The sequence below is a fragment of the Actinomadura sp. KC06 genome (assembly GCF_004348735.1).
Classification (GTDB): Bacteria; Actinomycetota; Actinomycetes; order Streptosporangiales; family Streptosporangiaceae; genus Spirillospora.
In genome coordinates this window covers 12,242-39,087 of record NZ_SMKT01000087.1, presented here as the reverse complement: position 1 = coordinate 39,087, position 26,846 = coordinate 12,242, and the positions used below count along the sequence as shown (strand labels likewise).

General features: G+C 70.3%; 38 protein-coding genes. 28 read left to right on the top strand and 10 right to left on the bottom strand.

Features of this window, described 5'->3' with window-relative positions:
- The 25 genes from E1287_RS43955 to E1287_RS25695 form a co-directional block, all read left to right on the top strand.
- On the top strand, positions 1-498 hold a 498-nt coding region (locus tag E1287_RS43955; RefSeq protein ID WP_165969180.1), incomplete at its 5' end, for a hypothetical protein.
- On the top strand, positions 495-1,367 hold the full coding sequence (locus tag E1287_RS25815) for a hypothetical protein (RefSeq protein ID WP_131967648.1): 873 nt from the start codon (positions 495-497) through the stop codon (positions 1,365-1,367). The genes E1287_RS43955 and E1287_RS25815, both read left to right, overlap by 4 nt.
- A complete protein-coding gene (locus E1287_RS25810; RefSeq protein ID WP_131967647.1) occupies positions 1,360-1,776 on the top strand; it encodes a hypothetical protein in 417 nt (138 codons plus the stop codon). Before E1287_RS25815 ends, E1287_RS25810 begins: the two co-directional genes overlap by 8 nt.
- Positions 1,773-2,126 (top strand): hypothetical protein, encoded by a 354-nt coding sequence (locus E1287_RS25805; protein ID WP_131967646.1) that lies wholly within the window; start codon positions 1,773-1,775, stop codon positions 2,124-2,126. Before E1287_RS25810 ends, E1287_RS25805 begins: the two co-directional genes overlap by 4 nt.
- Complete coding sequence (locus tag E1287_RS25800) at positions 2,119-2,835, top strand: hypothetical protein (protein ID WP_131967645.1); 717 nt, start codon at positions 2,119-2,121, stop codon at positions 2,833-2,835. The genes E1287_RS25805 and E1287_RS25800 overlap by 8 nt, the downstream gene beginning before the upstream one ends.
- The gene (locus E1287_RS25795) at positions 2,835-3,272 is read left to right on the top strand and encodes a hypothetical protein (RefSeq protein WP_131967644.1); all 438 of its coding nucleotides are present in this window, start codon (positions 2,835-2,837) and stop codon (positions 3,270-3,272) included. Before E1287_RS25800 ends, E1287_RS25795 begins: the two co-directional genes overlap by 1 nt.
- On the top strand, positions 3,265-3,972 hold the full coding sequence (locus tag E1287_RS25790) for a hypothetical protein (RefSeq protein WP_131967643.1): 708 nt from the start codon (positions 3,265-3,267) through the stop codon (positions 3,970-3,972). The genes E1287_RS25795 and E1287_RS25790 overlap by 8 nt, the downstream gene beginning before the upstream one ends.
- Positions 3,965-4,321, top strand: coding sequence for a hypothetical protein (locus E1287_RS25785; protein WP_131967642.1), 357 nt, complete (start codon positions 3,965-3,967; stop codon positions 4,319-4,321). The genes E1287_RS25790 and E1287_RS25785 overlap by 8 nt, the downstream gene beginning before the upstream one ends.
- On the top strand, positions 4,314-4,973 hold the full coding sequence (locus tag E1287_RS25780) for a hypothetical protein (RefSeq protein WP_131967641.1): 660 nt from the start codon (positions 4,314-4,316) through the stop codon (positions 4,971-4,973). The genes E1287_RS25785 and E1287_RS25780 overlap by 8 nt, the downstream gene beginning before the upstream one ends.
- Positions 4,966-5,322, top strand: coding sequence for a hypothetical protein (locus tag E1287_RS25775; protein WP_131967640.1), 357 nt, complete (start codon positions 4,966-4,968; stop codon positions 5,320-5,322). The genes E1287_RS25780 and E1287_RS25775 overlap by 8 nt, the downstream gene beginning before the upstream one ends.
- Entirely contained in the window at positions 5,315-5,809 is a 495-nt protein-coding gene (locus E1287_RS25770; protein WP_131967639.1) for an ASCH domain-containing protein, read from the top strand. The genes E1287_RS25775 and E1287_RS25770 overlap by 8 nt, the downstream gene beginning before the upstream one ends.
- Positions 5,802-6,029, top strand: coding sequence for a hypothetical protein (locus E1287_RS25765; RefSeq protein ID WP_131967638.1), 228 nt, complete (start codon positions 5,802-5,804; stop codon positions 6,027-6,029). The genes E1287_RS25770 and E1287_RS25765 overlap by 8 nt, the downstream gene beginning before the upstream one ends.
- Positions 6,029-6,679 (top strand): cell envelope biogenesis protein OmpA, encoded by a 651-nt coding sequence (locus E1287_RS25760; RefSeq protein ID WP_131967637.1) that lies wholly within the window; start codon positions 6,029-6,031, stop codon positions 6,677-6,679. The genes E1287_RS25765 and E1287_RS25760 overlap by 1 nt, the downstream gene beginning before the upstream one ends.
- Positions 6,680-6,734: 55 nt before the next feature.
- A complete protein-coding gene (locus E1287_RS25755) occupies positions 6,735-6,884 on the top strand; it encodes a hypothetical protein (protein WP_165969179.1) in 150 nt (49 codons plus the stop codon).
- Positions 6,874-7,233: a hypothetical protein gene (locus tag E1287_RS25750; RefSeq protein ID WP_131967635.1), complete on the top strand. Its 360-nt coding sequence runs from the start codon at positions 6,874-6,876 to the stop codon at positions 7,231-7,233. Before E1287_RS25755 ends, E1287_RS25750 begins: the two co-directional genes overlap by 11 nt.
- On the top strand, positions 7,230-7,619 hold the full coding sequence (locus E1287_RS25745) for a hypothetical protein (RefSeq protein WP_131967634.1): 390 nt from the start codon (positions 7,230-7,232) through the stop codon (positions 7,617-7,619). Before E1287_RS25750 ends, E1287_RS25745 begins: the two co-directional genes overlap by 4 nt.
- A complete protein-coding gene (locus E1287_RS25740) occupies positions 7,619-8,140 on the top strand; it encodes a hypothetical protein (protein ID WP_131967633.1) in 522 nt (173 codons plus the stop codon). Before E1287_RS25745 ends, E1287_RS25740 begins: the two co-directional genes overlap by 1 nt.
- Complete coding sequence (locus E1287_RS25735) at positions 8,137-8,523, top strand: hypothetical protein (RefSeq protein ID WP_131967632.1); 387 nt, start codon at positions 8,137-8,139, stop codon at positions 8,521-8,523. Before E1287_RS25740 ends, E1287_RS25735 begins: the two co-directional genes overlap by 4 nt.
- Positions 8,520-9,335 carry a DUF6248 family natural product biosynthesis protein gene (locus E1287_RS25730; protein ID WP_131967631.1) on the top strand — a complete coding sequence of 272 codons (816 nt, stop codon included), beginning with the start codon at positions 8,520-8,522 and terminating at the stop codon, positions 9,333-9,335. The genes E1287_RS25735 and E1287_RS25730 overlap by 4 nt, the downstream gene beginning before the upstream one ends.
- Complete coding sequence (locus tag E1287_RS25725; RefSeq protein ID WP_131967630.1) at positions 9,332-9,760, top strand: hypothetical protein; 429 nt, start codon at positions 9,332-9,334, stop codon at positions 9,758-9,760. The genes E1287_RS25730 and E1287_RS25725 overlap by 4 nt, the downstream gene beginning before the upstream one ends.
- The gene (locus tag E1287_RS25720; protein WP_131967629.1) at positions 9,750-10,457 is read left to right on the top strand and encodes a hypothetical protein; all 708 of its coding nucleotides are present in this window, start codon (positions 9,750-9,752) and stop codon (positions 10,455-10,457) included. The genes E1287_RS25725 and E1287_RS25720 overlap by 11 nt, the downstream gene beginning before the upstream one ends.
- A complete protein-coding gene (locus E1287_RS25715) occupies positions 10,450-10,656 on the top strand; it encodes a hypothetical protein (RefSeq protein WP_131967628.1) in 207 nt (68 codons plus the stop codon). Before E1287_RS25720 ends, E1287_RS25715 begins: the two co-directional genes overlap by 8 nt.
- Positions 10,653-11,153, top strand: coding sequence for a hypothetical protein (locus E1287_RS25710; protein WP_131967627.1), 501 nt, complete (start codon positions 10,653-10,655; stop codon positions 11,151-11,153). Before E1287_RS25715 ends, E1287_RS25710 begins: the two co-directional genes overlap by 4 nt.
- A gap of 17 nt (positions 11,154-11,170) precedes the next feature.
- The gene (locus E1287_RS25705) at positions 11,171-12,070 is read left to right on the top strand and encodes a hypothetical protein (protein ID WP_131967626.1); all 900 of its coding nucleotides are present in this window, start codon (positions 11,171-11,173) and stop codon (positions 12,068-12,070) included.
- Positions 12,071-12,376: 306 nt separating this feature from the next.
- Positions 12,377-12,760 carry a helix-turn-helix domain-containing protein gene (locus E1287_RS25695; protein WP_131967624.1) on the top strand — a complete coding sequence of 128 codons (384 nt, stop codon included), beginning with the start codon at positions 12,377-12,379 and terminating at the stop codon, positions 12,758-12,760.
- Positions 12,761-12,866: 106 nt separating this feature from the next.
- Here the strand turns inward: E1287_RS25695 and E1287_RS25690 are convergent, their stop codons facing one another.
- The 4 genes from E1287_RS25690 to E1287_RS25675 form a co-directional block, all read right to left on the bottom strand.
- Complete coding sequence (locus tag E1287_RS25690) at positions 12,867-13,415, bottom strand: DUF6292 family protein (protein WP_131967623.1); 549 nt, start codon at positions 13,413-13,415, stop codon at positions 12,867-12,869.
- An 85-nt stretch (positions 13,416-13,500) separates the two neighbouring features.
- On the bottom strand, positions 13,501-13,947 hold the full coding sequence (locus tag E1287_RS25685) for a hypothetical protein (protein ID WP_131967622.1): 447 nt from the start codon (positions 13,945-13,947) through the stop codon (positions 13,501-13,503).
- 107 nt (positions 13,948-14,054) lie between these two features.
- Positions 14,055-14,408 (bottom strand): hypothetical protein, encoded by a 354-nt coding sequence (locus E1287_RS25680; protein WP_131967621.1) that lies wholly within the window; start codon positions 14,406-14,408, stop codon positions 14,055-14,057.
- Between the two features lie 27 nt (positions 14,409-14,435).
- A complete protein-coding gene (locus tag E1287_RS25675) occupies positions 14,436-14,870 on the bottom strand; it encodes a hypothetical protein (RefSeq protein ID WP_131967620.1) in 435 nt (144 codons plus the stop codon).
- 153 nt (positions 14,871-15,023) lie between these two features.
- Between E1287_RS25675 and E1287_RS25670 the strand changes: the two genes are divergently transcribed.
- Positions 15,024-15,248 (top strand): hypothetical protein, encoded by a 225-nt coding sequence (locus E1287_RS25670; RefSeq protein ID WP_131967619.1) that lies wholly within the window; start codon positions 15,024-15,026, stop codon positions 15,246-15,248.
- Positions 15,249-15,512: 264 nt separating this feature from the next.
- Here E1287_RS25670 and E1287_RS25665 read toward each other — a convergent pair whose 3' ends face one another.
- Positions 15,513-16,022 (bottom strand): hypothetical protein, encoded by a 510-nt coding sequence (locus tag E1287_RS25665; protein ID WP_131967618.1) that lies wholly within the window; start codon positions 16,020-16,022, stop codon positions 15,513-15,515.
- Positions 16,023-16,147: 125 nt separating this feature from the next.
- Here E1287_RS25665 and E1287_RS25660 point away from each other — a divergent pair, with 125 nt between their 5' ends.
- The gene (locus E1287_RS25660) at positions 16,148-16,342 is read left to right on the top strand and encodes a hypothetical protein (protein ID WP_131967617.1); all 195 of its coding nucleotides are present in this window, start codon (positions 16,148-16,150) and stop codon (positions 16,340-16,342) included.
- A gap of 933 nt (positions 16,343-17,275) precedes the next feature.
- Positions 17,276-20,332 (top strand): hypothetical protein, encoded by a 3,057-nt coding sequence (locus tag E1287_RS25655; protein ID WP_131967616.1) that lies wholly within the window; start codon positions 17,276-17,278, stop codon positions 20,330-20,332.
- An 811-nt stretch (positions 20,333-21,143) separates the two neighbouring features.
- Here the strand turns inward: E1287_RS25655 and dgoD are convergent.
- From dgoD to E1287_RS25625, 5 genes are read right to left on the bottom strand one after another with little or no spacing between them, the layout of a single operon-like run.
- The gene (gene dgoD / locus E1287_RS25645; RefSeq protein ID WP_131967614.1) at positions 21,144-22,289 is read right to left on the bottom strand and encodes a galactonate dehydratase; all 1,146 of its coding nucleotides are present in this window, start codon (positions 22,287-22,289) and stop codon (positions 21,144-21,146) included.
- Positions 22,286-23,026: an SDR family oxidoreductase gene (locus E1287_RS25640; RefSeq protein WP_131967613.1), complete on the bottom strand. Its 741-nt coding sequence runs from the start codon at positions 23,024-23,026 to the stop codon at positions 22,286-22,288. Before E1287_RS25640 ends, dgoD begins: the two co-directional genes overlap by 4 nt.
- Complete coding sequence (locus tag E1287_RS25635; protein WP_207934455.1) at positions 23,023-25,080, bottom strand: beta-galactosidase; 2,058 nt, start codon at positions 25,078-25,080, stop codon at positions 23,023-23,025. Before E1287_RS25635 ends, E1287_RS25640 begins: the two co-directional genes overlap by 4 nt.
- On the bottom strand, positions 25,077-25,910 hold the full coding sequence (locus E1287_RS25630) for a carbohydrate ABC transporter permease (RefSeq protein WP_131967612.1): 834 nt from the start codon (positions 25,908-25,910) through the stop codon (positions 25,077-25,079). Before E1287_RS25630 ends, E1287_RS25635 begins: the two co-directional genes overlap by 4 nt.
- Positions 25,907-26,830, bottom strand: coding sequence for a sugar ABC transporter permease (locus E1287_RS25625; protein ID WP_131967611.1), 924 nt, complete (start codon positions 26,828-26,830; stop codon positions 25,907-25,909). The genes E1287_RS25630 and E1287_RS25625 overlap by 4 nt, the downstream gene beginning before the upstream one ends.
- Positions 26,831-26,846: the final 16 nt, after the last annotated feature.

Sequence of the window (26,846 nt, the reverse complement as noted above, 5' to 3'; positions counted from 1 at the left end):
GCCTCCCCGGCGCCCGGCAGCGAAATCCCCGACCAGCCCGGCTACGTCGTCGGGACCTGCGGCCACCGCGTCGCCGCCCAGGAGTGGCGTGCCGGGCTCCGGACGTGCGAGCGCGACCCCGCCGGGCCGATCGACCGGTACGCCGACGCCGTCACCCAGGCCCTCACCGCCGCGAAGGTCCCCTGCCACCCGCCGCGGGTCGGTGCCGGAATCTCCATCGAGCTGCCCGTCGCCGACGCCTCGCTGAACTGGTCGGTTTCCGGCGGCTGGTCGATCCACGGCCGTGGCCCCCGCCGCGAGCAGGTCAACGCGCGGAGCCTGCACCTGGCGCTGGTGCCGACGCCCGTGGACATCGCGAGGAAGGTGCGGGCGTGGCTGGAGGACCCGGCCCGGCTGCCTTCGGAGTACCCGGTGTACCCGCGCGTCGAGGTGGACGAGCTGAACACGATGCTCGACCGCGCCGCGCAGGGCGACCAGGCGCAGGAGGCCGGCCGATGAACGAGCGATTCGTCCTCTGCGACGGCGGTCTGTGGATGTACTACCTCGGCGCCCGAGGGAAGCTGTCCTGGCGCGGCGAGCCGATCGTGCCCGACGCGGACGGCCAGCCCATGAGCCGCCTGTCGGCGCCCGGCTGGTGGGCCACCAACCACGAGGCCACCACGATCACCGTCCGCAAGCCGGTCCCGGCGAAGACGATCGGGTACCGGCTCACCGACCCCATGACCGCGTCCGAGAGGTTCCCGAACACGCTGACCCTCGCCGAGTGGGAGAGCCGCAGCCCCAACGACGTCGAATGGGAGCTGTACACGGCAGTGACCGAGCCGCAGCCCGACGAGGTCATCACGATCGACGGGCCGTGGCTCCGCCTCGACGGCACCCCGCCCCCGACCGACGACGACCGGACGTGGGTGCCTCGGCTCCCGGACGCGCTTCGGAACCGGCCCGAGTACTACCACCTGTTCCCCGGGGAGCTGGTCGGGTTCCGCGACCACATCAAGCAGCTCGCTCAGGCGCACCGGTACAAGCAGTTCGTGTTCCTCGACCACAAGGGGAAGCCGGGGGTCTACGTCTCGCTCCAGGTGCCGTTCGACCAGCCGATCACCGAGTACCGTCCCGCTCTGAACCGGGACGGGTCGGGGTCCCGGCCGCGGAAGGGCAAGACCGTCACCGTCACCGCACGGCGGGAACTGGTCCTGGACGTCCCGCACCGCATCGCGGGCGCCAACCGCGCGGAGGCGGCCGCCCGCTGGGACGAGCTGACCGCGCACTACCAGGCGCTCCTAGACGAGGCGTCGGTCGCTGCCTGCTCGCACTGCCGAGGCCACGGCTACGTCCCGCAACGCGCCGAGGAGACGTCCCGTGGCTGACACCCTCAAGCGCGGCGACCTGATCGACGTCACCATCAAGGGCGTCCGGTTCAACGAGCAGGACGGGCACGGCTGCGTCTCGATCATCGCCGTGGACTGCCTCGACGGCGAGCGCGCGAACTGGCGCATGCCTCCGCAGGCCGAGGTGACGCGCGTCGCCCCGGCCGAGTGGCCGCCCCGCCCCGGCGACAAGTGGCGGGACAGGCACGGCTCGGCGTGGTTCGCCTTCTACGGGCTGGAGGCCCGCGAGGTCTTCATGATCCCGGCGGACCCGGTGCGCGGCCCCTTGTCCACCCCGACGCCGGACGAGGTCCTCAGCAAGGTCGGCCCGCTGACCCTCGTGCACCGCGAGGACGAGCAGGCCGGGGTGAGCGAGCACGGCACGGACGCGACCGGCGGTGCCCGATGACGGTGTCCCGGGACGAATACATCACCGGGCTGCGAGCCATCGCTGACCTGCTGGAGAAGATCCCCGAGCTCCCGCACTACGACTACGGGTTCCCATCGTTCGCAGTCTGTGGCAGCGATGAGGAGGCGTTCTCCCGCATCGACGCTGCGGCCACCGCGCTGACCGAAGCCGGGATCCTGTTCCACCGGTCGGTGAGTCCGGGTGGCGTGTCCATCGAGATCGCCGTCGCCGGGATGCGGTACCGGTTCTCGCGGATCGACGAGCGCCGCGCGGCCGAGAACGAGGCACGGCGTTCCTACTGCGGCAACGTCCAAGCCGGTGACGAGCAGGACGGGGGCGTCCGTGGCTGAGCAGACCGGTACCGACCCCACCGCCACCGGCCACCTCCACGCCGGTAACCGCATCACCCTCGACGAGCTCGCCGTCCACCTGAACGCCGTGGGCGTGTGGCTGCGACAGCTCGCGGTCGCCGCCGAAACCCCGGACGTGCCCGTCGACCTCGGTCAGAACCTGTGCGTGGACCTGGATTCCATGGCGCGCCGTCTCGAAGAGAGCGGCCAGAAGGTCGCCGAGCTGGACGCCATCATCGCCGGGCGTGCGCCGCTCGCTCCGACGTTGCCGGACGGTGCGCTGTGGGGTGCACGCGTCCTAGACACGAAGGACCCCAAGCGGTCCAAGCCCGTGGTGATCCCGACCATGTACCAGGTGCTCGGTCTCGCCCGCTGGCACGAGCAGACCCGCGCCTTGATCGACCTGCCCGTCCGCCCCGAGCGGCAGCGCCCGCCGTCACCCGCAGCGCCGGACGGCATCGCCTACGTCGACGGCATCGCCGACATTCCCGGGCTCGACGCGTGGGAGTCGCCGCGCGCGGCCGAACGACGCGCCCGCGCCCGCGCCGCTGCGATCCAGGCCCAGGCCCTGTGCGAGCACTGCACCAGCTGCGACGCGGCACCCGGCGACCACTGCCGCACGAAGACCAACCGGGTCGCCGAGACCTACCACCGGCCCCGCATCACCGCCGCAACCGCGACGGTCGACGAGCAGGACGGACAAGCCTGATGCGCAGCGGCAACACCCAATACACCCAGGCCCACAAAGCCCTCAACGACATCGGCGTCCTCACCGACCACGGATCCGCCGGCCGCGACTTCGCGATCGTCAGCCTCGACTGGCTGTACCGGCCCGCCAGGAACCTGGTCTGGAAGCGCGGGACCGGCTGGAAGCTCAGCATCGACGGCCGCGCCTACGCCGACAGCATCCCGATCGGACCGCCGGACATGAGGCCCGGCAAGGCCGCCCGTGCCTGCGCCCGCCTGCTCACCGAGCAGAACCGGCGGCAGCGTGAGGCGATCGAGAGCGCCGTGCGGGACACGTTCGGCGGCGAGACACTCAGCGACCTGCTCGGATGGCAGGCCGCGGATGACCTGCGGGCCCCCATCCTCAAGGCGTTCCGCGCCGACGTCCTTGCCGAGCAGGACGGAGACGGCCGTGACTAATCCGGACGAGACCACAATCCGGCGGACGATGGCGGCCGAGATCCTCGACCGCCTCGACGACGGCGACATACCCGGATCGCCGATCCGCTGGCAGGGCCACGAGATCTGGGTCCACACCACTGGGCAGGTCGAAGGCTGGCTCCGGACCTGGCTGGAGCGGGAGGCCATCACCTCCGCCGACGACGCCGAGCGCATCGTCGAGCTTCAGGACCGGGTCTCGGACCTGTCTGCGCGGCTCGCTGATGCCGACGCCGAACGTGCCCGCCGACGCACGGAGCAGGAGAGGTCCAAGGCCGCCAATGAGGATCTCGGAGAGATCATCGTGCGCCTGACTGAACTCATGCGGGAGGCGTTCCGGCACGGCGCCACCGACCCGTTCGAGGCGCTTCACATGCTCGGCAACTCCCTCGCCGAGATGCTCACCGCCGACGACGAGAACGCCGACGAGCACAACGTCGCGTTCCGGGCGCTGGAGGAACGCCGCAAGGCCGACGCCGCTCTCAAGGCCGACCATGAACGGCTCATCGCGCAGCGCAACGCCGTCATCGACCTGACCAGCCAGGAACAGGCGGACGCCGCAGCCGATGTCCAGGCTGGCGGCCCGCCCGAGCAGCTCGACGACCTTACCGTCCCGGTCCACGACCTGCTTATCGCGATCGGCGTGCTCAACCCGGACAACGGAGGACCCGAGCATGGCTGAGCCTTCGACCGCTGAACGATGCTGGATCATTCGACGCCCTGGCCAGAGCGACGAAGCCGCGGACGAGCGCCATTACACCGAGCAGCAGGCCCGGGACGAGGCACGCATTCTCACCGACGACGGTGAGACCGTGACCGTCGAGCAGGTCTTGGCCCCGTGCATCACGCTGCGCTGCCAGGGCTGCGGCTACTGGGTGGACGAAGACGACGAAGGGGTCGTCCACTTCGAGTCGGACGAGCAGGCGCACGAATACGTCCTTGGCTGGAACTACGAGGGCATCGTCTTCGCGGGCAACGAGCTGATCAGGTGCGGCCCTGGCTGCCCCGGCGAAGGAGCCGACCGTGGCTGAGCTGACCCCCGAGCGCCGCTCCGAGGGCGGGCGCCTCATCGAGCGGGCTCACGAGGAGATCGCAGCCATCTGCAAGGACGGGCCGTCCCGCTGGCGGATGAGCATCCCCGCGCAGCCGGACCGGGACAGCGACCTGATCCTGTCCGCCGGACTGAAGGCCGGAGGGGACCTGCTGGCCGAGGTGGAGCGGCTCCGCGCCGAGTTGGAGGCGGCCCGGGAGATGATCGGCGATGCTCTCGTGGCCCTGCCTGGCCGCCGTTCATGGGAGCAACTCCGCGACGACATTCTGGCGAACCGCAAGGCCCGTGATGAAGCCCAGGACCTTGTCGGACAGCGTGCGCGGGAGCGTGCCGAAGCCGACCGGCGGGCGAACGGCGCACTCAAGCTGATCGAGAAGGCCGAGGCCGAGCGGGACGACGCCGAGCAGGCGGCGCGGGCAGCGCAAGCGCACGCCGACCAGATGCGCGCCGAGCGCGACCGCCTCCGCACGCTGCTGGGCGACATGGTCGACCCGAACCCGTGCACGTTCGACCACCACGGCGGATGCCAGGAGCACGGCTACCTCAGCCTCCAGCCCGGCGAGAAGTGCCCGCATGCGGGGGCCAAAGAAGTCCTCGCCCTCGACGGGACGGAGGTGGACCGCGATGCGTAAGCCACTCCGCGACATGAAAACCATCCGCAACCGGATCGACCAGCTCCTCGACACCGGCGACTACACCACCGGCGACCAAGGCACGATCGACGCCGCACTCGATGCCGCGCAGCCGGTCCTGGACGAAGCACGCGCCGAACACCGCCGCCTACGCGACTACCTGGCCAGCGCGAACGCCGAGATCCGCCGACTACGCCGGGTCGACGCAGAGCGGAACCACCTCGCCAGGCAGGTACAGCGGGCCCGTGACCTCGCCGTCCGCCTCCGCCGCGAGCCCGCGGCCCTCGCAACCGTCCACGCCGACCGCATCGACCTGGCCCTCGACGGAACGGAGGCCGACCGTGGGTGAAACCCTGTCCCGGAGCCCCTACATCCCGGCGCTGACGATCTGGCAGCCCTGGGCGGGCGTGATCGCCGACGGGTACAAGCCGGTCGAGAACCGGTATTGGATGACGAACCACACCGGCCTCCTTGCGATTCACGCCGCCGCCAACTCAGGCACCCGCGACGACCAGGAGCACGCCATCGCCCTGGCGGCGCGGCTCGCCGGACTCCCGCGCAGCATCGTCCAGCGCAGCATGGAGGTCCGCGGCGCTGTGGTCGCGGTCGCCCGACTGACCGGCGTGTGCTCGAAGTCGCTGCGGATGCCCTACGGCAGGCCGTTGGAGTGCGACTGCGGCCCGTGGGCCTGCAGCGGGCAGCGGCACTTCCGCCTCGCGAACGTCCGCGCCCTGCCCGAGCCGGTGCCGTGCAAGGGCGCGCAGAAGCTCTGGCAATTGCCCGACGACGTGCACGAGGCGATCCTCCCGACCGCGCGGGAGGTCCTCCGTGGCTGAGATCCGGCTGACCTGCCTCACCGAGGCCGCCGCGGCCGCCGTCGTGGCCGAGCACGCCGACTACTTCGGGGCTGGTCCCAGCAACACCGTCCGCCAGGACGGCGCCACCGTCGTCATCGACTACTTCGACAAGCGCTGGCCGCTCGACGTCGCCGAGTGGGCGTTCGAGCAGGGCCACGCCGCCGAGGCTGAGGCCGCCAGTGTGATCGGGGCGCTCTGATGAGCACAGCAACCGGGGGACGCCCGCCGATCCCTCTGCGGTGCGCGAACCGCCCCACTGCCAGCGGCCTGGTCGTCCCCTGGGTCACGCTCCAGCACCCCCACGCCGGATGGCTCCTCGGGCAGACCCGCGCCGACCTCATGGCCGCCTGCGTGCGGAAGCGCCGCTGCCAGACGTGCGGTGAACCGCTCGGCGACCGGGTCGTGGTGGTGTGCCGCCCCGAGGACCTCGGCCGGGGCTACAGCGCCGAGCCCGGCATGCACCCCGAGTGCGCGGCCTACGCGATCAGGGCGTGCCCGATGCTCGCCGGGTGCATGGATCACCACCGCCGCCGTCCCGTCGTCCTCGCCGACCTGCGATGTGACGACGCTGCCTGCGCCTGCAACGCGTGGAGCGACAGCCCCGACAAGCAGCGCCGCGCCGGACAGCCCGCCGACGACTACCTGACCGTCTGGCTCGCCGCCGCCGGCTACCGCCCGGCCTACGAGGGCGGCCGGGTGGTCGGGGTGGCGCTGCGCGGTGTGCGATTCCTCCGGCTCCGGCACATTCCCGGGCGCGCCCCCGCCTCAGAGACCACGCGGGGCCTTCGCGCTCTGGACGCCATTCGGGCGCTGCTGACCGACCCCGTGAAGGGAGGACACGGTGGCTGAGACAGCCCGCATCGAAGGGCACTGCGGACCCGAGGCTGAGCCAACCGGTTGGCGTGTGCGCGCTGAGCAGGCGGAGGCCAAACTCGCCGCGCTCGCCCAGGTGAAGGCGTGGCGGAACGAGGACGGCCGCGAGTTCGTGTTCGTCTCCGACCTCCTCGACGTCCTCCAGTCGCCTCCTCATCCGGAGCGAGATCGTGAGCAGTGACGCGCGGTTCGACCTGCCGGGCGTCCCGACCGCACCTCCGCAAGCCGAGGAGCTCTCCGCCGACCGGCGCCGCACCCTTCGCCAGGCCGAACTCCTCGCCGCAGGGCGCCACCCCATCGGCCTGTTTGTGAAGCGCCAGGTCCGGCTCCACCCAGATGCGGCCCCGCACGACGACCGCAAAGCGGAGGGGCTGAGGTGCGGCGGCTGCCGGTTCCTCACCGTGGTCGGGCATCACACCCGGTCCTACCTCAAATGCGGGCGCGTCTCCCTCTCCCACAGCGCCGCCTCCGACATACGCCGGAGCTGGCCCGCGTGCGAGCGATTCGAGGCTCAGGAGGCTAACCAGTGACCAGATGCGTTTCGCCGAACCCGTACAGCCCGTACGCCAACGCTCTACCGAACGCCCGGCACCTCGTACCCGGGTTCCTCGGTGCGACTCCCGTGCCCGGCGTCCTAGCCCCGACTGCCTGTGACCGCATGGCCGTCGTCCCCACCGAGCCGCTCGAGGACGTCACCGACCTGCTCATCGTGGGCCGGGCTACCTCGCTGCCGCCCGGCCTCTGCACCACCTGCGTCGGCGCTGCGGTGGGCGAGGAGCCGCCGGAGGACGACCCGCGCATCCGTCCTACGACGTGCCGCGAGTGCGGGGGCGCGTCGTCGCAGGGCGAGTGGTGCGCGCTGTGCCGCCAATCCCTGCACGACCAGTGGTGGTCGACGCGACGGGGACAGACGTGATGGCCGCCCCCACCGTGCAGCTGGACCTGTTCGCCGGTGACCCGGAGGTCCGCCGCCTCGTTGACGGGCTGACCGTCCTGCGCGACGTCGTGCCCGAGGCGCTCGAAGCCGCCGTGTACCTGGGCGAGTGGCGGTCCCGTGGGGGCCTGAGCGTGGGTAAATCCGGACCGTGGTGGTACGGCATCCGCCGCGGCGGCCTGCAATTCGAGGCATTGGGAGAGCGGCGCCACAGCGGATGGCCGCACAAGCTCACCCGCAGCATCACCTGGGAGGAGCTCGCCGGCCTGCTTGGCGACGACCCGCGCCGTCAGGGCCTGATCGCCTGGGCGGAGTCGCTCACAGCGCTGGATGCCTGGCGGGACCTGATGCGGCCGCACGAGCTGTGGCCAATGCCCGGTGAATGGCACCCGTCCTATATCACCGGCGACCACGAGCGGCCCGGCTGGCCGGAGCGGATCGCAGCCTGGACGACGCTGCAGGCGATGTGTACCGACACGATCACAGCACTGGAGGCTTCATGACCGCGCGCCGTTTCCTGGTCGCTGGCAGCCGCACCGAGCCTGTGTTCATCGAGGTGTGCGGCCACGGCGCCTACGTCGACCCCGGCAGGTACCGCACCCGCCGTGAAGCCATGGCCGAGGCCGAAGCGCTCCTCGACGACGGATGGCGCGGCGTCGCAGTTGCCGAGTACGGGGCCATCCATGCCGCATGGAAGATGTGCAAGTCCGTCGTCCGCTCACACACCCTGCCCAGCGGCAGGTACTGGCCCACGCACTACTGCGGACGCCACGACCTTCTCGACGACGACCGATGCCCCGAGCACTCTGAGACCGGCGTCCAGGTCGACCGGCCCCAAGTGGTCGAGCAGCTCGGCTTCGACCTGGAGGCGAGCACCCTGTCATGAGCTACACGATCGGGCAGCGCCTCGGCCGCCTCACCGTCACCCGGCTTGAGCACGGCCGCGTAGCCGTGCAGGTCCGCTGCGACTGCGGCACCGGCATCGCCACGTGGCTGGAGTTCGACTTCCTCGCCCCGCCGGACGAGATCGGCGAGTACCACGCTCGATGGCTGCTCGCCGCGGAGGCCGGGCGGCTCCGCTACGACGCAAGCCGATACCGGATCCACGGCGTGCCGAACAACGCCGCCGACGCCCGGGACCGCGGCCTCCTGGTCGACGCCGACGACGGCCCGGTGCTCACCGAGCTCGGCGGGCACATGCTCGCCCACTGGAAAGCGAACCAGCCCGACGAGCCGCCGCCGTTCACACTTGAGCGCGCCGCGTGGATCCGTGAGAACGCCTGGACCGGCGCCCTGCGCCGCGAAGACGACGGCGTAACAGTCTGCCCCTGCCAATACGGCCAGTGCACGCACTGCGAGCACGAGCAGCACAAGAACTGCGTCAACAAGAAGGGTTACCCGAAGCGCCGAGTCGCGGGGCGTGTGTGCGGCCCCGACGGTGTCACTCCGCTGGCGTTCCGCGAGCCGTACGAGCACGAGACTGACGCGTTCGCAACCGGCCCCCGCTACGAGCGGGTCGCCATGGTGTGGCTCGCCGATCGAGTGTGCCGGTGGGTCTGCCCGTGCGACTGCCGCAACGCCCTGTCGCCACGCGAAGCCGTTCCTGCCGCGGAAGACCAGCCCGTACGGGTCACCGCGTCGGCCGAGTCGGCCGTTAGCCCGAAGCCCCTTCAACTCGACCTCTGGGAGGCGACGTGAAGATTCGCCTCATGGACCTGCCCGAGGAGGTCGACGCCGCAGTCGAGGCCCTTCGCCGGCACTTCGACGTCCTGGACGTCTCCGAGCACAAGCGCAACCGCGGCGATAGCCGATTCGTGCGCGTCTACGTCGAGGTCCGGTTCACCGACAGCGGCAAGGCCCCGTCCGCAAACGTGCCCGCGGCCACGGCCGGCCCGAGCGCGCCGGGCGAGATCGAGCGCCTGGCCAAGCAGCTCAGCCGCGTCGGCAACGTCCTCGGCGGGGCCCGCGCCCGCGTGACCAAGCTCCACGCCAAACGCGACAAGGCACCAGCATCGCAGCGGGCCTTCAGGAAGGAATGCGACGCCCGCGCTGAGGAGATCCAGGGCCTGGTCGACGCGCTCGACAAGGCCCTCGCCGAAGGGCTGACGAACGATGAGCGATGAGGTTCACCCGCCGATCCCGGCGTCATGCGCCCACCGCCCGACCACCGGCGGCCTCGTCATCCCGGTGGTGAACATCAGGCTCGCGGACGGCGGCGTCGACTTCCGCAGCCCTCACAACCCCACCTACGCCCGATGCTGGACCCACCGCCTCTGCCAGACCTGCGGCAACGGCCTCGGGCGCCCGGCCGTGCTGCTCGCCGGCCCCAACCAGCTCGCAGATAACTTCTTCGACGAGCCGCCGCTCTGCTCGCCCTGCGCCGTGTACGCCTCGAAGGCGTGCCCGATGGTGGCGGGCCGGCAACCGTTTTACGCCGACCGTGCCCGCGTCTCCGAGGGGCGCCGCGGGAAGACGTGCAGCGACCCGTCCTGCGAATGCGCAGGCGTCGTCCCTACCGACCTCAACGCCACCGCCTCAGGCGGCGACCCCGCGCACGCCTGGTACGCGCTTTACGTCGCGCCGCGCGGCTACACGGTCACCGTCCAGGACGTCGAGTCACCCTGCCCCGACCAGCGTTGCAGACATGCATCACACACGCGGCGAGTCGTGAACGGCGGATTCCTCACCCGGCCACCGCTGAAGGTCGTCCTTGCGTCAGAGCCCGGTGCCGGGCGGGTCTGGCAGCGCCTCACCGACGCCGAGGCCGCGGCGCTCCTACCCGCTGAATTCACGCTTCCGAAAGGGGCCCGCCTTGCCTAACGCCCGTGCCACCTGCCCGTCCTGCCAGGGCGAGAAGCTACCCAGCCACTACCTGTGCCTCACCTGCTGGCGGAAGATCCCCGAGGCGACGCGCAAGGCCCTGAACCGCCGCGACGCGGCTGCGTTCCGCCGCCTATCGGACCTGCGCGAGCAGCTCCGCCGCAACGTTCCCCTCAATGAGATCCAGGTGACCCCATGACGGAAGAGAACGCGATCGACGAGGGCGCTCTCGCGTGCGCCGCGCAGAGGATCCACGAGGGCCAGGACGACCTCCGCGACGCCCAGCTCGCCACCGCCGCCGGGCAGGTCACGGCCGTCCGGGAAGTCATCGCCTACGCGCGAACGCGTGAACGGGAACTGCTCAGCACACGAGACATCGAGCCTTCTCACCGGCGGGAGGCGCGCCTCCGGTGGGAGGACCGTGCACACGAGATCCGATGCTTCGCCGACCGTCTCCAGGCCGCGCTCGACAAAGCCCAGTCCCTCGAACCGGCAAGCCAGCCGCACGCCCCCGTGGTCGTCGAGCTGGCGTCGGGGGAGTGGGGTGTTCACTGCCTCGCCTGCTCGGATAGGGCGCAGGACTACATCCCGCGGTGCCTCGTCATGCCGGACGGGTGGCCGCCGCTCGTCCTCCGTGAGGCCCCGCCGAGCACGCTCATCGAAGCTCGTGCCCGCGCTGCCGTCGAGATCTACTAGTCCTCTGGAGCCCCGACATGACTCGCAACCCGCACCTCACCGAGCAGGACCGCGAGCAGCTCGTCGACCTCCTCGCCGCCCGGATCCGCGACAGCGTAAGCATCAGGCTGGGCCGCAGCGCACTCGGCACGACACGGCCAGGGGAGCCAATCGGGCTGTCCGGCGGGGAGGCTGACACCGCCGCCCGCGCAGCGCTGGCCGCGCTCGACGACCACGCTTCCCGGGAGGTCCGGCACTACGCCCCGACACAGGACGCCTACGATGCCGCCTGCAAAGCCCTGCACCACCACCGGCAGCGCGCCGACGAAGCCGAGCGACGCGCCGCCGAGCTGGAGGCCGAAGGCGTCGACCAGATGGCCGAGCGGCTCCTGGACGACACCAGGATGCGGGCCCTCCAGATCCGCGACGGGACGGCCGAACTGGAGGTCGAGCCCGCCCGGGAACTCGCCGCGATCTGGGTCGGTGTCGCTCGCACGATGCTGGCCGGTGGAGAGAACTACTCCGAGACACCCGTGGAGTTCGAAGTCGGGTTGGCAGGGGAGCGGGAGCGGTACGCCCTAATCGTGCAGCGGGTAGGGAAGGTCACTCCACATCAGGCCCGGAAGGCGGCCGAGGAGCGCGCCGACAGCGCCGAACGAGAGATCGAGCGGCTCCGCCAGGAGCTATCACGCACCCGCGCCGCCCACGCAACGGATCACCCAGACGACCCGCTGGACGTTCTCCGCGCCGCCGTCCAGACCGAGACTGGCCCGTGGACCTCACAGCGCGCGCAGGCAGCGCTCACCGGTGCGACGCGGCACGTCCGGGGGCAGGAAGCGCGCAGGCTACTCAACCAGCTCGCCGACGAGGGGCTGCTTCGCCGCCCCTCCGGCAAAGGCCAGCCCTGGGGCCCGGTGCTGGAGGAAGTGGATGCCTGAGCGGATCCAGCTCCGCCGCCAAAAGGGCTACCGGAAACCACGCGGTGCAGTGAACATCGCAAGGCCAACACGGTGGGGTAATCCGTTCGCGGTCGGCGCTACCGGCGTGCCGGACAGAGCCACAGCTGTGGCCCGCTTCACCACCCTCTTGGCCATGCGAGCAGCCGGGGCCGTACTCCCCACGCTGCCTGATTTCCCGTCAGCCGATGAGATCCGCCGCGAGCTGGCTGGCCGGGACCTCGCCTGTTGGTGTCCGCTCCCGCACGTCGGCGAGCACGACCTCTGCCACGGAGCCGTGTCGCGTGGATGCTCACCTACGACGACGCGGGCATGCTGAGCGTCCTGCATCGCTGCGACAACCCACCCTGCTGCAATCCGGCCCACCTCTTCCTCGGCACGGTCGGGGACAACGTCGCCGACATGGTGGCGAAGGGGCGAGGATCCGCCACACGTTCCGAGGAGGTCCGGGCCTTCGTGGAAGTCGTCCGGCGACTCTCTGACCCGGACATCCTCCAGGCGCGGCGCGAGCACGCCAGCGGAGTTTCCTGCCGAAGCATCGCTCGCCGCCTTGGTGTGCACCACACCACGATCAGCAGGTTGGTCAGGGGTGACCACTGGAAGGGCTACGTCCCGTTGCTCTCTGCCGCTGGCCAGCCGGATGGGGAGGGCCGACCCGGATTTTCGGACTGATCCCGCTCCTGAAGTCGGGGCGTAACGCCGACTGGCCCTGGCTGCAGGCGGCCTGAGCCAAAGGAGCCCGCACCCCCTGCCGGGTGCGGGCTCCCTCGGCGTCGGGTCAAGCGGTCCCGCCGTCCGCGACCGCGAGCAGCCGGTCCCGGATCTCGTGCGCCTCGTCCCACCCGAGCCGGTCACGCAGCTCGTCGTCCAGGTCTTGCGCGATCGAGCGGACCTGACCGGCCAGCTGCGCCTGCCTCGACACCGGCGCCTCCCCGCCCACGTACGCGGCGAGCTGCTCGGCCGTGCCCGGCACGACCCGGCCCTCTTTCGGGTCTCCGTTCGCGACGATCGCCGCGACCGCCCGTACGATGACCTCCGGCGCCGGGACGACCCCCAGCCGCAGGTCCGTGTGCATCGTGATCCGCACCGTGTTCAGTGCCCGGTGCGATACGAAGCCCGCGTCCCATCCGTGCCTGGGCTCCCACAGCAGCGCCAAACCCAATCGCTCCTGCTCGTCGGTGAAGGCGTCCGGGATAGCGATCATGATGGTGATGACCACGTCGTCCTGGTCGTCGATGAATGGGTCGTCGAGCTTGTGCCCGGCGTCTTTGAGCGCCTCCGTGACGGCGGTGATGTAGCCCCTTACCTGATCGCGCGTGATCTCCATGCGTACTCCTTGTCGGCAGGTGTGCCTTTGCGGGTGGCTGCGCCGGGTGCTCCGCCAACGGGGTAGCGGAGCATCCGACAAGCCGTCAGCGCGGTTCGTGGACGGTGATGAGGTGGCCGCCGTCCGCGCCCCGCCCGAACAGCGCCTCCAGCTCGACCTCGCTGGGGTCCTGGTCGTCGTCCGGGCCGAACACCACGTCGCGGCGGAAGCACGCCACCCGGAACCGCAGCGACTCCACGCGGTTGAGTGGCCCGGCCCGGTGGATGCCGGCGGCCAGCGCCCGAAGGATGTCCATCAGCCGGTCGTCCGAGTCCTGCAGCAGCACCCCGGTCCGGTCGCTGTCCTCGTTGGTCCAGGTGACGTACCGCCCCCAGGCGTCGGCGGTCAGGGTCACGTGGGCGAGCAGGTCGGCGCGGTCCACGAACTCGGCGGGGGCTTCGATCTGGGTGCCGTTGGCGATGGCGTCGGCGCGGGTGCGGACGTCGATCGGGGTGCCGCACAGGCTGGTCAGCGGGTCGGTCGTGTTCTCCACGGTGTGTCTCCCCGTGTCGGTTGCTGATTCGCGAATCGGGGCCGGTCTGGCGCCCGGTGAGACGCCCCTGCCCGAGAGCGGGCGGGCAGGGGAGCCCGGACCGGGCGTCAGAAACGGCCGTCGATGCCGACGAGGACGGCCTCGTTGGCGACCACGAGGCGGTAACGCATCCAGTCGGCGTCGTCGGTGCCGAGGCTCTCCACCGTCAGCTGGTAGACCTCGTCCCACGTGCGCAGCTCGGCGGAGAGCTCCTCGCGACAGTCGTCATAGATGCCGCGCTCCCACGTCCTGGCGTAGTCGGCGAGCGTGCCGAGCTGGAGGTCGCCGCCGTCCCGCCACACGTACCGGCGGGGCTCGCCGAGCGAGCAGGTCATCAGGTGGCCAGTAACGATGACGCCTTCGACATTCTCAGTGGCGTCGGCGGGGCAGTCGCAGGTCGCGGCAGTGGTGATCTCGGTCATGGCTTTCCTCTCGGATTGATGGAGCGGTCAGGCGGCGAGGCCGAGGACGTTGTCTTCGAGCAGGTCCAAGGCGGCGCCCGCCACCTTGTGGTTGCAGCGGCCGAGCCGGGTTCCGGCGGGGCAGGTGCAGGAGTTCTCGACGGTGTCGGTGAGGTAGGTGGAGACGCCGTCGGAGCTGTTGGCGAGGTACACGCCGGGGAAGCGGGTGGGGACGATCGCCTCGTCGAGGATCAGCTGGACCGCCTTGTCCTTGGCGGCCTGCGGGTCCTTGAAGGCGGTGGTGTCAACGGCGTCGACAGCGGCGGTGACGGCAGCTTCGTGGCGGGCGGCGCGCTGGGCAGCCTCCTCGCGCTCCTTGCGGCGGCAGTGCGGGGTGATGCGCTCGGCGACGTGGCGGGGGTTGGTGAGGAGGGCGTGGCAGCGGCGGCAGTTCGCCGTCTTGGAGGTGGTCGCCTTCGTCATGTCCCCGTCTCCGCTCTTTGTCGTCCTGATGTAGACAAGGTTAAGGTAGGCCGGGAACCTTGTCAACATCAAAGGGACAACGTAGCTTCAAGGCGAGAGCCGACCGGCCACTAGACTTCGTCGCCATCACGTAGACGAAGGGAGCGCCCCTGCATGCCCGAACCAGATCCCGAAGCGGACTACTGGACCCTGCAAGACGTCGCTGACCACTACGGCATCAAGTACGCCTCCGCGCGGCGCTACCGCGTCCGAGGCGAGCTGCCTCCCGAAGACAAGCTCTTTGGCCGGTCACCGGTCTGGAAGCCGGCCACGATCCTGACGCACAAACGCCCCGGCCAAGGTGCACGGACCGACCTAAAGGAGACCGAGGAGACGTGAGCGAACTTCAGGTATGGATCGACCCTGCGACTGGAACCTGACGGGCCCAGACCGGAACCACCGGTTCAGCGAGAGCGAAGCAGAAGCGCTGCTGCAGAATCCGCCAGCTTGCCCTGGCTGCGGCGAGGGCGCGGCCCTGAGATTCAACCTAAACAGCGACCTGAACGGGGACTCGCTCCAATTGGCGACGTGGACGTGCGGGAATGACTGTGATCCGAGGCAGCATCGAGTTCCACGATGACTGGCGGTTCCGACGGGTGCGTACTAGGGGCTGGCCTTGCTTCCCGAGGCGCTCCGCCGTCTCGGCTGGCTGAGCATCATCCAGCAGCCGCACGGCTTGAACCGCATCAGCACTAGCCCGTTCGGCCGGGCTTTGAATCCGGTCACCTCGCGGCCGCACCGCAAGCACGGCGGATATACCCGGTCCCCGGGGGCCGCTTCCCTGACCGAATCCAGCGTGTCGTCCAGCCAGTCGAGCGTTCTGCGCACGTACGCCTCGTCGTCGAGCGGGCTCTTGGACCGCATGACGCCGCCTGGGCGGGGGCCCGGCCCGTGCTTATGCGCGCGGTACAGATGCCGTGGTAGGTCGCCGATGAACCCGACGGCAGCGACCCAAAACCAAGTGGTGTGCCAGCCGTCAAAGGGGCCGGGGAGGTCCATGTACCAGAGGCCACTGGAAGTGGCGAGGAAATACCCGAAGTAGGCGCCGACTCCGCCGACAATGGCGGAGAACGCTGCGCAGGAGAGGAGGTCGCCAGCCAATCGTTTCATCATCCCGGGTTCTTCCTCCGAGACGCACGGGTGCGGAATCCGGTGATGGTACGTCACGGCCTGTGGCGTGGGAAGAGTCGGTGGGGGAGTGGGGCCGTACCCGGTCATGGGTGTGGCCGGGTCTCGGCGTGGAGAGTGACGAGGACACCGTCGACGCTGCCCTGCGCGCGCAGGCGGGTGAGGCCACCGCGGTGCCGTGGCGGGTCGGGGCCGAGCTGGAGGTGTGCGACCCACGCCTCGAACGCCTGGTGGGCTTCGGTGGGGGAGTGGGCCGCAGGCGAGCCGACCAGGCCGCCGTCCTCGTGCGCGAACCACACCATTAGCGGTAGCCGGCCGAGGGGTTGGCGGGTAAGCCATTCGAGCGCGCGCACCTGTGCGACGGCGCGCTCCATCTCCGCGACCGACCCCGGCGCCGGTGCGGTCGAAGGCGGTCGGGTCACGGCACTCGCCGGTGATCTTGTGGGAGACGCCGGGGAGATGATCTAGGTCGTTGGGGGTGTGGTGTAGGTCGTTGTAGGTATGCCGTAAGTCGCCTGACCTGGTGAAAGGGATGTTCGTCCAGGTCGGCGGAGTGGTGGAACTGTGTTCGCATCGAGGGGGTCAGGGGTTCAAATCCCCTCAGCTCCACCGAGAGACCCCAGGTGAAGGCCCTGATCGGAACATACTCCGGCCAGGGCCTTGATCGTTGTCATCGGGTTCCCTGGCGCCAGATGACACGACCCGGAACGAAGATCTGTCCCTCGCGCCACCTCATCGCGGCCGAACGCACGCCAGCCTGGGGCCGAGCAGGCGCCACTGCCTGGTAGGTCTCCATCGGACGACCGATTCGAGACGATCTCGTGCGTGCGCGAGATCGTGTTATCAGTGGCCGAGGCCCCGGCGACCAAGCGATCGCCGAGCGGCTGTTTTCGCAGCGTCCCGGCGGTCGAGACTGACTCGTTGTGGGTCTTTGCGGAGATCGACGTGTCCTTCAGGGGCATCGCCGCCATGGAACACACGTGCTTGACCATGGCGGTTTGTCGGAAACTCGCTGCCCTACCTGCCGGTTGTCGGCTTACCAGCCGGGACGTCAATTGCGCCGACAGGTACGTGGACGGACAAATCTCCGCCTGGGTGCACGTCAATCGCTCGTACCATCTTCGGCGCCATCTCTCGTGCCGGCTCATCGTCTGGTCGACTAATGGCCGTATGGTTAGTTGAACCCCTGGACGAGCGGAGAGGGCTGCATGCGGTCCCAGCTTAGCTACGCAGATGCCGTGCGGTTGCTCGGCGGTAATGGCAGTCCCGTCATAGGGGCGCTTGATCGGCTTACCGGCGGGCTCTTGCTGGCCGCTACCGGCGGCGGCAGCGAGCTTGCCGTCAGCCTCTTCGATGCGAAGGGCGAACTGGCCCGGCTCAGCGGTCAGCTTGTCAGCGGCCTGGCCGAACGCCTCAGCGGGCTCGGCCGCTACGAGCGGACCGAGCGCTTGCAGGCGGCGCATTCGGTAATCGTGATGACGGCCTTTTTCGAGGTCCTGCACGAAGTGCAGCTGCCTTTCGAAATAGACGAACTGAAGCTTGACCGAGCGTCCCAGATAGCGAGCGTGACGGGCCACACTGAGTCGTCGGCGCGTTTGCGGCACCTCGTGGGAATTCTCGCAACGGGCCCTCAGCCCGAATACAACGTGCGCATGCTCGACGAGGTCTACGCGGGCTTCGTGGACGCATTGATCGACTTCTTGAAAGAGCTGGCCGTTTGGGATCGCCTCAACGGGCAGGAGCGCGACCGTCTTCAGTCGGTCCTGCGAGAGCAGGTCCCGGTCCGTGCGGTCGGGCGCTACGAAGAACTGCTACGGCGCCTGGCGGTCGACTTCCCGGAAGTCGCTTTCTGGACGAACCGGCTGCAACATAACGCGATCCGCGTGCAACTGGAGGAGCTGCAGACCGGCCTCGCCGGTTTGGGGCGCCTGCTGGACGGCATCGCCTCCGAGCGTGCGCCCGACGACCGCCGCCTCGCCCTTGCGCGCGGCCACCAGAAGCTTCTCGACCGCCCCATCGTGCAGAGCGATCCGGCCGACGAGGTCGTCATCCCTTCCTTGGGCGCGGCATACCTGAATCCCCACTTCCGGTACGGGGGCGTCGTGGCCTCGGCACCGCTCGACCAGGAGTCGTGGTGGGCGACTCTTCCCGTCCGCGACGATTTCCAGGGATTCCTCGCAGGATTTCTGACCTCGCCGCAGGCCGCCGACCGGCCGTTGCTCGTCCTCGGCCAACCGGGGTCGGGCAAGTCCCTGTTCACCAAAGTCATGGCGGCCCGACTCCCCGCGGCGGACTTCCTGCCGGTCCGCGTTCCGCTGAGGGAAGTGCCGGCCGATACCGACGTCCAGACACAGATCGAGGCCGCGGTCAGGGCGGCGACCGGCGAACGTCTGAGCTGGCCGGACGTGGCGCGCTCCGCCGCCGGCGCGCTTCCCGTCATCCTGTTCGATGGATTCGACGAACTCCTGCAGGCCACCGGAATCGGTCAAAGCGATTACCTGGAGCAGGTGGCGCGATTCCAGGAACGCGAGGCCGACCAAGGACGCCCGGTGGCCGTGATCGTGACCAGCCGCACCGCGGTCGCCGACCGCGCCCGGATCCCTTTCTCCAAGCTGGCCGTCGTAAAGCTGGAGTGCTTCGATGCCGCACAGGTGGCCGCCTGGTTGACGGTCTGGAGCGACCACAACGCCGACCAATTGGCAGCGCGTGGGTTGCGTCCGCTGAGCCCGGCCGCCGCACTCGCACAGAGTGAGCTGGCCAGACAACCGTTGCTTCTTCTCTTGCTCGCCCTTTACGACGCCGAGGACAACGGGGTGTCGGGTGCCGTGGAGGGGCTCAAAGAGACCGAACTCTACGAACGAGTCTTCCGCGGATTCGCGCAGCGGGAGGTCCGAAAGGAGCATGCCGCGCTCGCTGGTGATCGGCTTGACGCAGCCGTGGAGGATGAGCTGCTGCGCCTCTCCGTCACCGCATTCTCGATGTTCGTCCGAGGACGTCAATGGGTCACCGAGGAAGAGCTGTCGGCCGATTTCGCCGCGCTCGGCCTGGAGCGCGCCGGCTCCCCGGCGGAGGTGGGGTTCCATCAGCCGCTGACCTCGGCCCAGCTCGTCGCCGGCCGGTTCTTCTTCGTCCACCGATCGGCGGCGACTGTGGGAGCGCGTCGCCTGGCCACCCTGGAGTTCCTCCACGCGACATTCGGAGAGTTCCTGCTCTCCCGTCTGGTCGCCCGCGAGCTGGCCGAACTCGCCGCGGTGAGCGCGCTACGGAGCCGACGGACCACCGACGACGGATTCCTGGCGGCGTTGCTGTCGTTCATGCCGCTGACCAGCCGTGACAGCATCGTCCACCGGTTCCTCGGCGATCTCGTGGCCGACCTCGGCGCGGATCAGAGAGAGCGGATCTGCGAGACGGTCATCGACCTCCTGCAGCAGGTGGACACGCGGGAGGGCTGGGACCGGGACGGTTTCGGGCCGGCGCAGACCGGGCTGCCGTACCGCTGCGCGGCATACTCCGCCAACCTGGTCCTGCTGGCCGCCCTGTCGCGGCCGCCGGTCTCCGCCAGGGAACTCTTCCCGAACGCCCGCGAGCCGGTCACCGAGTGGCGCAGACAGGCGCTTCTCTGGCGGTCGCAGTTGAGCACGGACGGGTGGAGGGGGCTGACCGGCACACTGAGGGTCGAACGGATCCGGGCGGGCGAGGTCAGAGACCTGTCGATCGGTGTCGCGGCCAGATGGCTGCCCGAGCCCATCGACCCACTCTGGACCTTCGACTATCTCCGCAACTTCAGGTGGGTCGGCTGGAGCCGAGACCACATCGAGGATCTGCATCGAGACTCGTACTTCGTGTGCGACGCCCACACCGATGTCATCTGGCACGCCCTCGCCCCAGTCGTTGATGGCATGGACTCTGTCGGGCAGGGGACGACCAGAGCGTTCGGAACGAGCAACGGGGAGGTTCGATCGACGACCCACGCGTTTCTCGAACTCTGGTGCGCCTCAAGCGATCCTCGCGAACCACGCCTCGACGACATCTACCTGTCGCTGCCGGGTCTCATCCAGGCCAGCCGGTCAGCTGACGACGAAGTCGGCCGACAAGCACTCTTCCTGAGGCTGCTCCGACAACTCGCCGTCGACCGCTTCCGCCTGTCAGCCGAGACCCGCACGGAACTGGCCCACCACTTCCAACACGAGCTCCCAGGGGACACCTGGCAACGTCACCCTTCCGCCCGCGCTTGGTACGTCGAGGCTTTCGGCGACCTGGAAGGCGCCCCTCCCTGGCCCCCGGACGGCACATAGCGTCTCAAGCCGCCGTTCGACGGCGACCGGATCATGGAGATCCGCACCGCGGGGTCGGGTTCGCCGATCATCAAGGACGTCGTCGCCTGGATCGACTGTGACCTGGAGTCGGTCCAGGATGCGGGCGACCACTACATCGTGCTCGGCCGCGTCCGCGAACTGGACGTCGAGAACCCCTCGCTTCCCCTGCTGTTCTTCCAGGGCGGCTACGGACGCTTCGCCCCCCTCTCGCTCGCCGCGTCCAGCGGACGAGGCGCACGGACCCAGCAGCTCCGCCAGGTCGATCTCGTCCGGGCGGAGATGGAAAGGCTCGCGTCCGACCTGTCCGCACGCTGCATCGCCACGGCCGCGGTCGACGACGAGATCATCGTCCTGGCGAGCGCCGGGAGCCCGGACGCGGGCGCGCGGGCCACGCTGGTGGGCGTCCGCCTGCCGTTCGTACCACCGAACGGGTCGGCGCTGGCGGCCTGGTTCGAGGACGCGCAGGTCACCGAGTGGCTGGCGACCTGGGCTCCTCACGCCGATCCGACCCGGACGGACGCGTCGCCCGCTACACGTGGGACTCGGGGACGGGTCCCAGCAGACCACCACGACACCGCACGTCACGCACCACTACACCTCTCCCGGCTCGCGGACCGTGACCGTGACCGTGACCGACGACGAGCAAGTACAGCGCCTCGAAGCACCGTCCAGGCATATGCCTATCGCGTTCGTCCAGGAGGTCTTGTGGGCGAACTGCTCGCTAAGGGCCTGTGTCTCCGGCGCGATGTCTCCGACCACCATGATTTCGTTCGTCATGGTCGTGCCCTTCTCACCATTCGGCGAAGGCGCCGTCTTCGTGGCGCCAGGTCGGGTTACGCCAGGTATGGTCCGTGCGGGCGGCGCGGCGGACGGCGGTCTCGTCGATCTGGACGCCCAGGCCCGGGGCCGAAAGTGGTGCGGCGTGACCGGCGGTGAACTGGAAGACCGCCGGGTCCAGGACGTAGTCGAGCAGGTCGGCGCCGGTGTTGTAGTGAATGCCGATCGAGTGTTCCTGGATCAGGAAGTTCGGGGTGGCGAACGCGACCTGGAGGCTGGCCGCGAGGGCGAGCGGGCCCAGCGGGCAGTGCGGTGCCAGGTGGGCTCCCCATACTTCGGCTAGCGCGGCGATCCGGCGGGTCTCGGAGATTCCGCCGGCGTGCGAGACGTCCGGCTGGACGACCGCGGCGCCCGCTTCGAGCACGGGCCGGAAGTCCCAGCGCGAGTAGAGCCGCTCGCCGGTGGCGATGGGGACGCTGCTGGCGGTGACGACGTCGCGGAGGAGGTGCGGGCTGTCGGGCAGCACCGGCTCCTCGGCGAAGAGGGGGTGCAGGTCGTCCAGCAGGGGGAGGAGGCGGCGGGAGTCCGCCGGGGCGAGGCGGCCGTGGAAGTCGACCGCGACGTCGCGTTCCGGGCCGAGCGCCTCGCGGGCGGCGGCGACGCGGTCGACCACGGCGGTCATGGCGGCCTGGCCGGCGAGCGGCGGCATCCGTCCGGAGGCGTTCATCTTGACGGCGGTGAACCCCTCATCGACACGGGCCGCGATGCCGTCCGCGAGCGCCGCGGGCTCGTCTCCGCCGATCCAGGCGTACATGCGGACGCGGTCGCGCACAGGGCCGCCGAGCAGCGAGTACACCGGGACGCCGCGCGCTTTGCCGGCGATGTCCCACAGCGCCTGGTCCAGGCCAGCGAGCGCGCTGGACAGCACCGGCCCGCCCCGGTAGAAGCCGCCCTTGGCGAGGACCTGCCAGTGGTCCTCGATGCGCAGCGGGTCGCGTCCGAGAAGGTACTCGGCCAGGACGTCCACGGCGGCGCGGACGACCTCGGCGCGGCCCTCCACCACCGGTTCGCCCCAGCCGACGAGGCCGTCGTCGGTCTCGATCCGGCAGAACAGCCAGCGCGGCGGGACCGGGAACGTCTCCACCCTGGCGATCTTCATGCGGAGTCCTTCTTGGCGGTCCAGCCGCCGTCCACGAGCAGGCTCGCCCCGGTGATGTAGGAGCTCTCGGGCGAGGCGAGGAAGGCCACCGCCGCCGCCACCTCGTCGGGCCGCCCGAGCCGGTCGGCCGCGGTGGCCGCGGCGCTGCGCCGCCGTGCCTCGTCGTCGATGCGGCCCCAGACGGGGGTCAGGATCGGTCCGGGGAGGACGGTGTTGACGCGCACGCGTGGCCCGTACTCCACCGCCAGCTGGCGGCCCAGCGAACACAGCCCGCCCTTGGCGGCGGCGTAGGCGGGGCGTCCCGGCAGCCCGACGGTGGCGTGCACCGAGGATGTCAGCACGACCGCGCCCGCGCTGTCGGCCAGGAGCCCGACGCAGGCCCGGACTCCGAGGTAGGCGGCCTTGAGGTTGACGGCGAGCTGCCGGTCCCAGTCGTCCTCGGCGAGTTCGTGCGCCGGGGCGTGGACGCTGAATCCCGCGTTGGAGCACAGGACGTCCAGGCGGCCGAACTCGTCGCGGGCCAGGTCCGCTACGAGTGTCCAGGTGTCGGCTTGGGAGACGTCTCCGAGCACGGGGCGTACTGCGGGGCGGTCGGCGGCGGCGTCGCGCAGCGGCTCCGCGGCGATATCGACGGCGATCACCTTGGCGCCGTCGGCCACGAAACGGTCGACGATCGCGGCGCCGATGCCCGACGCGGCGCCCGTCACCACGGCGCACTTGCCATCGAACGGCTTCATGCCGAATACCTGACGACGAGGACGCCCCTGGCGTCGAGTTCATACGGCGGGATGACCCCCGTGCCGTCGCGCGGATCGACGCCACCGGGCGGCAGTGGCACGGCCACCGGCCTGTCGTTGTGGTTGAGGACGAAGGCGAAACGGGTGCCGTCCTCGGTGTGGCGGGTGACGGTCTCGACGCCTTCGGGGACGTCCGGGAGGTCTGGCGCGGCGCCCGCCTCCCGGCATATGCGGCTGAGCATCGTGCCCATCGCGGCTGGGGCGGGACGGGTGGCGAGGTAGTAGGCGGTGCCGGTGCCGAACCGGTTGCGGGCGGCGGCGGGGCGTCCCGCCACAGCGCCGGAGGCGAACGTGGCCAGCGGGGACGCCGCGTCCAGCCGGACCTCCTCCGACCACAGGGACCCGCGCGCCGCGCCGCCGTCGAACCAGCCGGGCTCGGTCTCGTTGAGGTCGACGTGCTCGCCCTTCGCCAGCGGCCAGAACTCCGCGACCCGCAGGCCGAGGACGTCGGCCAGCGGCCCGGGGGCGCCGCCGGGGTGGACGCGGTCGCGCTCGTCGACGACGCCGGAGAAGAACGACACCAGCAGATGGCCGCCGCCGCGGACGAAGCCCGCCAGGTTCGCCGCGCCCGACCCGGTGATCATGTAGAGGTTGGGGACGGCGACCAGCCGGTACCCCGACAGGTCCGCCGACGGGTGGACGACGTCGCAGGTGACCCCGGCCGCGAACAGCGGCGCGTAGTGCGCGAGGCTCGCCTCCCGCTGCCGCAGCAGCGCGGACGGATGGCTGTCCTGCTCCAGCCCCCACCAGCTCGGCCAGTCCAGCACCAGCGCGACCGGCGCGCGGACCCGGGCGCCGGCGATCTCCGGGACCCCGGCCAGCTCCCGTCCGAGCTCGCGGACCTCCTGAAAGGTGCGGGTGCCGGTGCCCGCGTGCGGCACCATCGCCGAGTGGTACTTCTCCGCGCCGCCGCGGGACGCCCGCCACTGGAAGAACATCACCGCGTCGGCGCCGCGCCCGACCGCCTGCCACGACCACAGCCGCATCTGGCCGGGCGCCTTCGGACGGTTGACGCGCCGCCAGTTCACCGCCGTGGGCGCCTGTTCGAGCAGCAGCCACGGCGCGCCGTCCTTCAGCGACCGCATGAGGTCGAAGGCGAACGCGGCGGCGACGTGGGCGCCGGGGTCGGCGGGATCCGGATAGGAGTCGTAGGAGACGACGTCCTGGTGGGGCGCCCAGGCGTGCAGGTCGAGCGTGTCCCGCAGCGGGAAGAAGTTCGTCGTCACCGGGACGTTCGGTGTTACGCGCCGCAGCACCTCCTTCTCGGCCAGGAAGCACTCCAGGAGCGCGTCGGACGAGAACCGGCGGAAGTCGATCCGCTGCGCGGGATTGGGGAAGGTCGGGGCCTGGCGGGGCGGGTTGATCTCGTCCCATGTGGCGTACCGCTGCGACCAGAACGTGGTCGACCACGCCTCGTTCAGGGCGTCGATCGTCCCGTAGCGGCGGCGCAGCCAGTCGCGGAACGCCACCGCGTCGACGTTCCCGTACGAGTCGGACACGTGGCACCCGTACTCGTTGCCGACGTGCCACGCGGCGAGCGCGGGATGGCCGCCGTACCGGGTCGCCAACCGCTCGACGAGGCGGGTCGCGTAGTCGCGGTAGACCCGGCTGGACGGGGTGAAGTGCTGCCGCGCCCCGGGCCACAGGACGGTCCCGTCCGGCCTGACCGGCAGGGTCTCCGGATGCAGCCGCGCCAGCCACGGGGGAGGCGAGGCGGTCATCGTGGCCAGGCACACCGCCACGCCGCCGTCCGCCAGCAGGTCCATCACCCGGTCCAGCCAGCCCCAGTCGAAGGTCTCCGGTTCCGGCTGCACCCTCGCCCAGGAGAAGATGCCGAGCGACACCAGGTTCACGCCCGCCTCGGCCATGAGCCGGACGTCCTCGGCCCAGACGTCCTCGGGCCACTGCTCGGGGTTGTAGTCGCCGCCGTAGCCGATGCTCCCGCCGAGCCGAGCGCGCAGGCCCGCGGCAAGCCCCTCGCCCCGATCGTTCAAGCCTTGACGCTCCCTTCCGTGAGCCCGGTCCGCCAGAACCGCTGCAGGACGACGATCGCGATGGCCAGCGGCACCACCGACACCAGCGCGCCGCCGATCGCGAGCTGGTACAGGACCGGCTGCCGGTCGACGATCGACTGCCACGACAGCAGGCCGAGCGGGATCGGGTACAGGTCCGGGTCGGACAGCATCACCAGCGGCAGGAAGAAGTTGTTCCAGATGCCGATGAGCTGAAACAGGAAGACCGTGACCAGCGCGGGCGACATGACGCGCAGCGCGATCGTGAAGAAGATGCGCAGCTCGCCTGCCCCGTCCACCCGTGCGGCCTCGAGCAGCTCGTCCGGGACGGCCGCCTCGGCGTAGATCCGGCACAGGTACACCCCGAACGGGCTGACCACGCTGGGCAGCAGCACCGACCAGTACGTGTTGGCGAGCCCGATCCGGCTGAACATGAGGTACAGCGGCAGCGCGAGCACCGTGGTGGGCACCAGCACGCCGCCGAGCACGACCTTGAACGCCGCCTCCCGGCCGCGGAAGTCGAACTTCGCCATCGCGTGCCCGGCCCCGGCGGCGAGCAGCGTGGCGGCGAACGCGCCGACGCCCGAGTACAGCACCGTGTTGCCGAGCCACCGCAGGTAGATGCCGTCGTCGTAGGTCAGCAGGTCCATCAGGTTCCGCCACGGCCGCGGCTCGGCGAACCAGAGCGGTGAGCTGCCGAGGAGCCCGTCGGTGCTCTTGGTGGACGCCACCACCAGCCAGTAGATCGGCACCAGGAAGTAGCCGGCCGCGACCGCGAGGACCGCCACGACCAGGACGCGCGTCCCCCTCATCGGCCACCGCCTCCGGGGCGGCCCGCCCGGCCGACCAGGCGCAGGAACCCGAACGACAGGACGAACGCGGCGAGCGCGAGCAAGACCGCCTCCGCCGCCGCGAGGCCGTAGTCGTTGTACGTGAACGCCTGGTTGTAGGCGGACACGTTGGGCGTGTAGTCGTTCGTGACGGCGGGCGCCGCCCGTTCCAGGACCAGCGGCTCGGCGAACAGCTGCACCGTCCCGATGATCGTGAAGACCGCGGCCAGCACGGCCGCCGGACGGATCAGCGGCAGCTTCAGGTGCCAGACGAGCTGCCACGCGTTCGCCCCGTCCACCCGGGCCGCGTCGTACAGGTCCCGCGGCGCCGCCTGCAGCTGCGCGACGATGATCAGCATGTTGTAGCCGGCGAACTCCCAGAGCACGATGTTCGCGATCGCCCACAGCACCGAGTCGCCGGCGAGCGGCTCGGCGGTGAAGCCGATCCGCTGCAGCACCTCCAGGATCGGGCTCAGCTCCGGCAGGTACAGGTAGCTCCACAGGATCGACGCGATCACGCCGGGGATCCCGAACGGCAGGAAGTAGACCGTCCGGAAGAAGCGGGGCCACACCGCCGCCGCCGAGTCGAGCAGCAGCGCCAGGACGACCGCCGCGAAGATCATCAAGGGCACCGTGACGAGGCCGAAGAGCAGGATGCGCAGCAGGCTCTCGGTGAACCCCGTCTGGGTCAGCGCGTCGGAGTAGTTTCTCAGGCCCGCGAACGTCGTCTCGCTGCCGCCGAGCCCTAGCGGTCCTGAGCGGCGCACGCCGGTGAAGCTCTGCCACACCGCGTATCCGATCGGCACGATGAAGAACGCGAGGAACACCACCGCGAACGGCCCGAAGAACAGCAGCGGGGCGTGCCGCCTTCCCGGTGCGCCGCGAGCTGGGGGACGGGTCATGGGCGCCTCCTCGGTC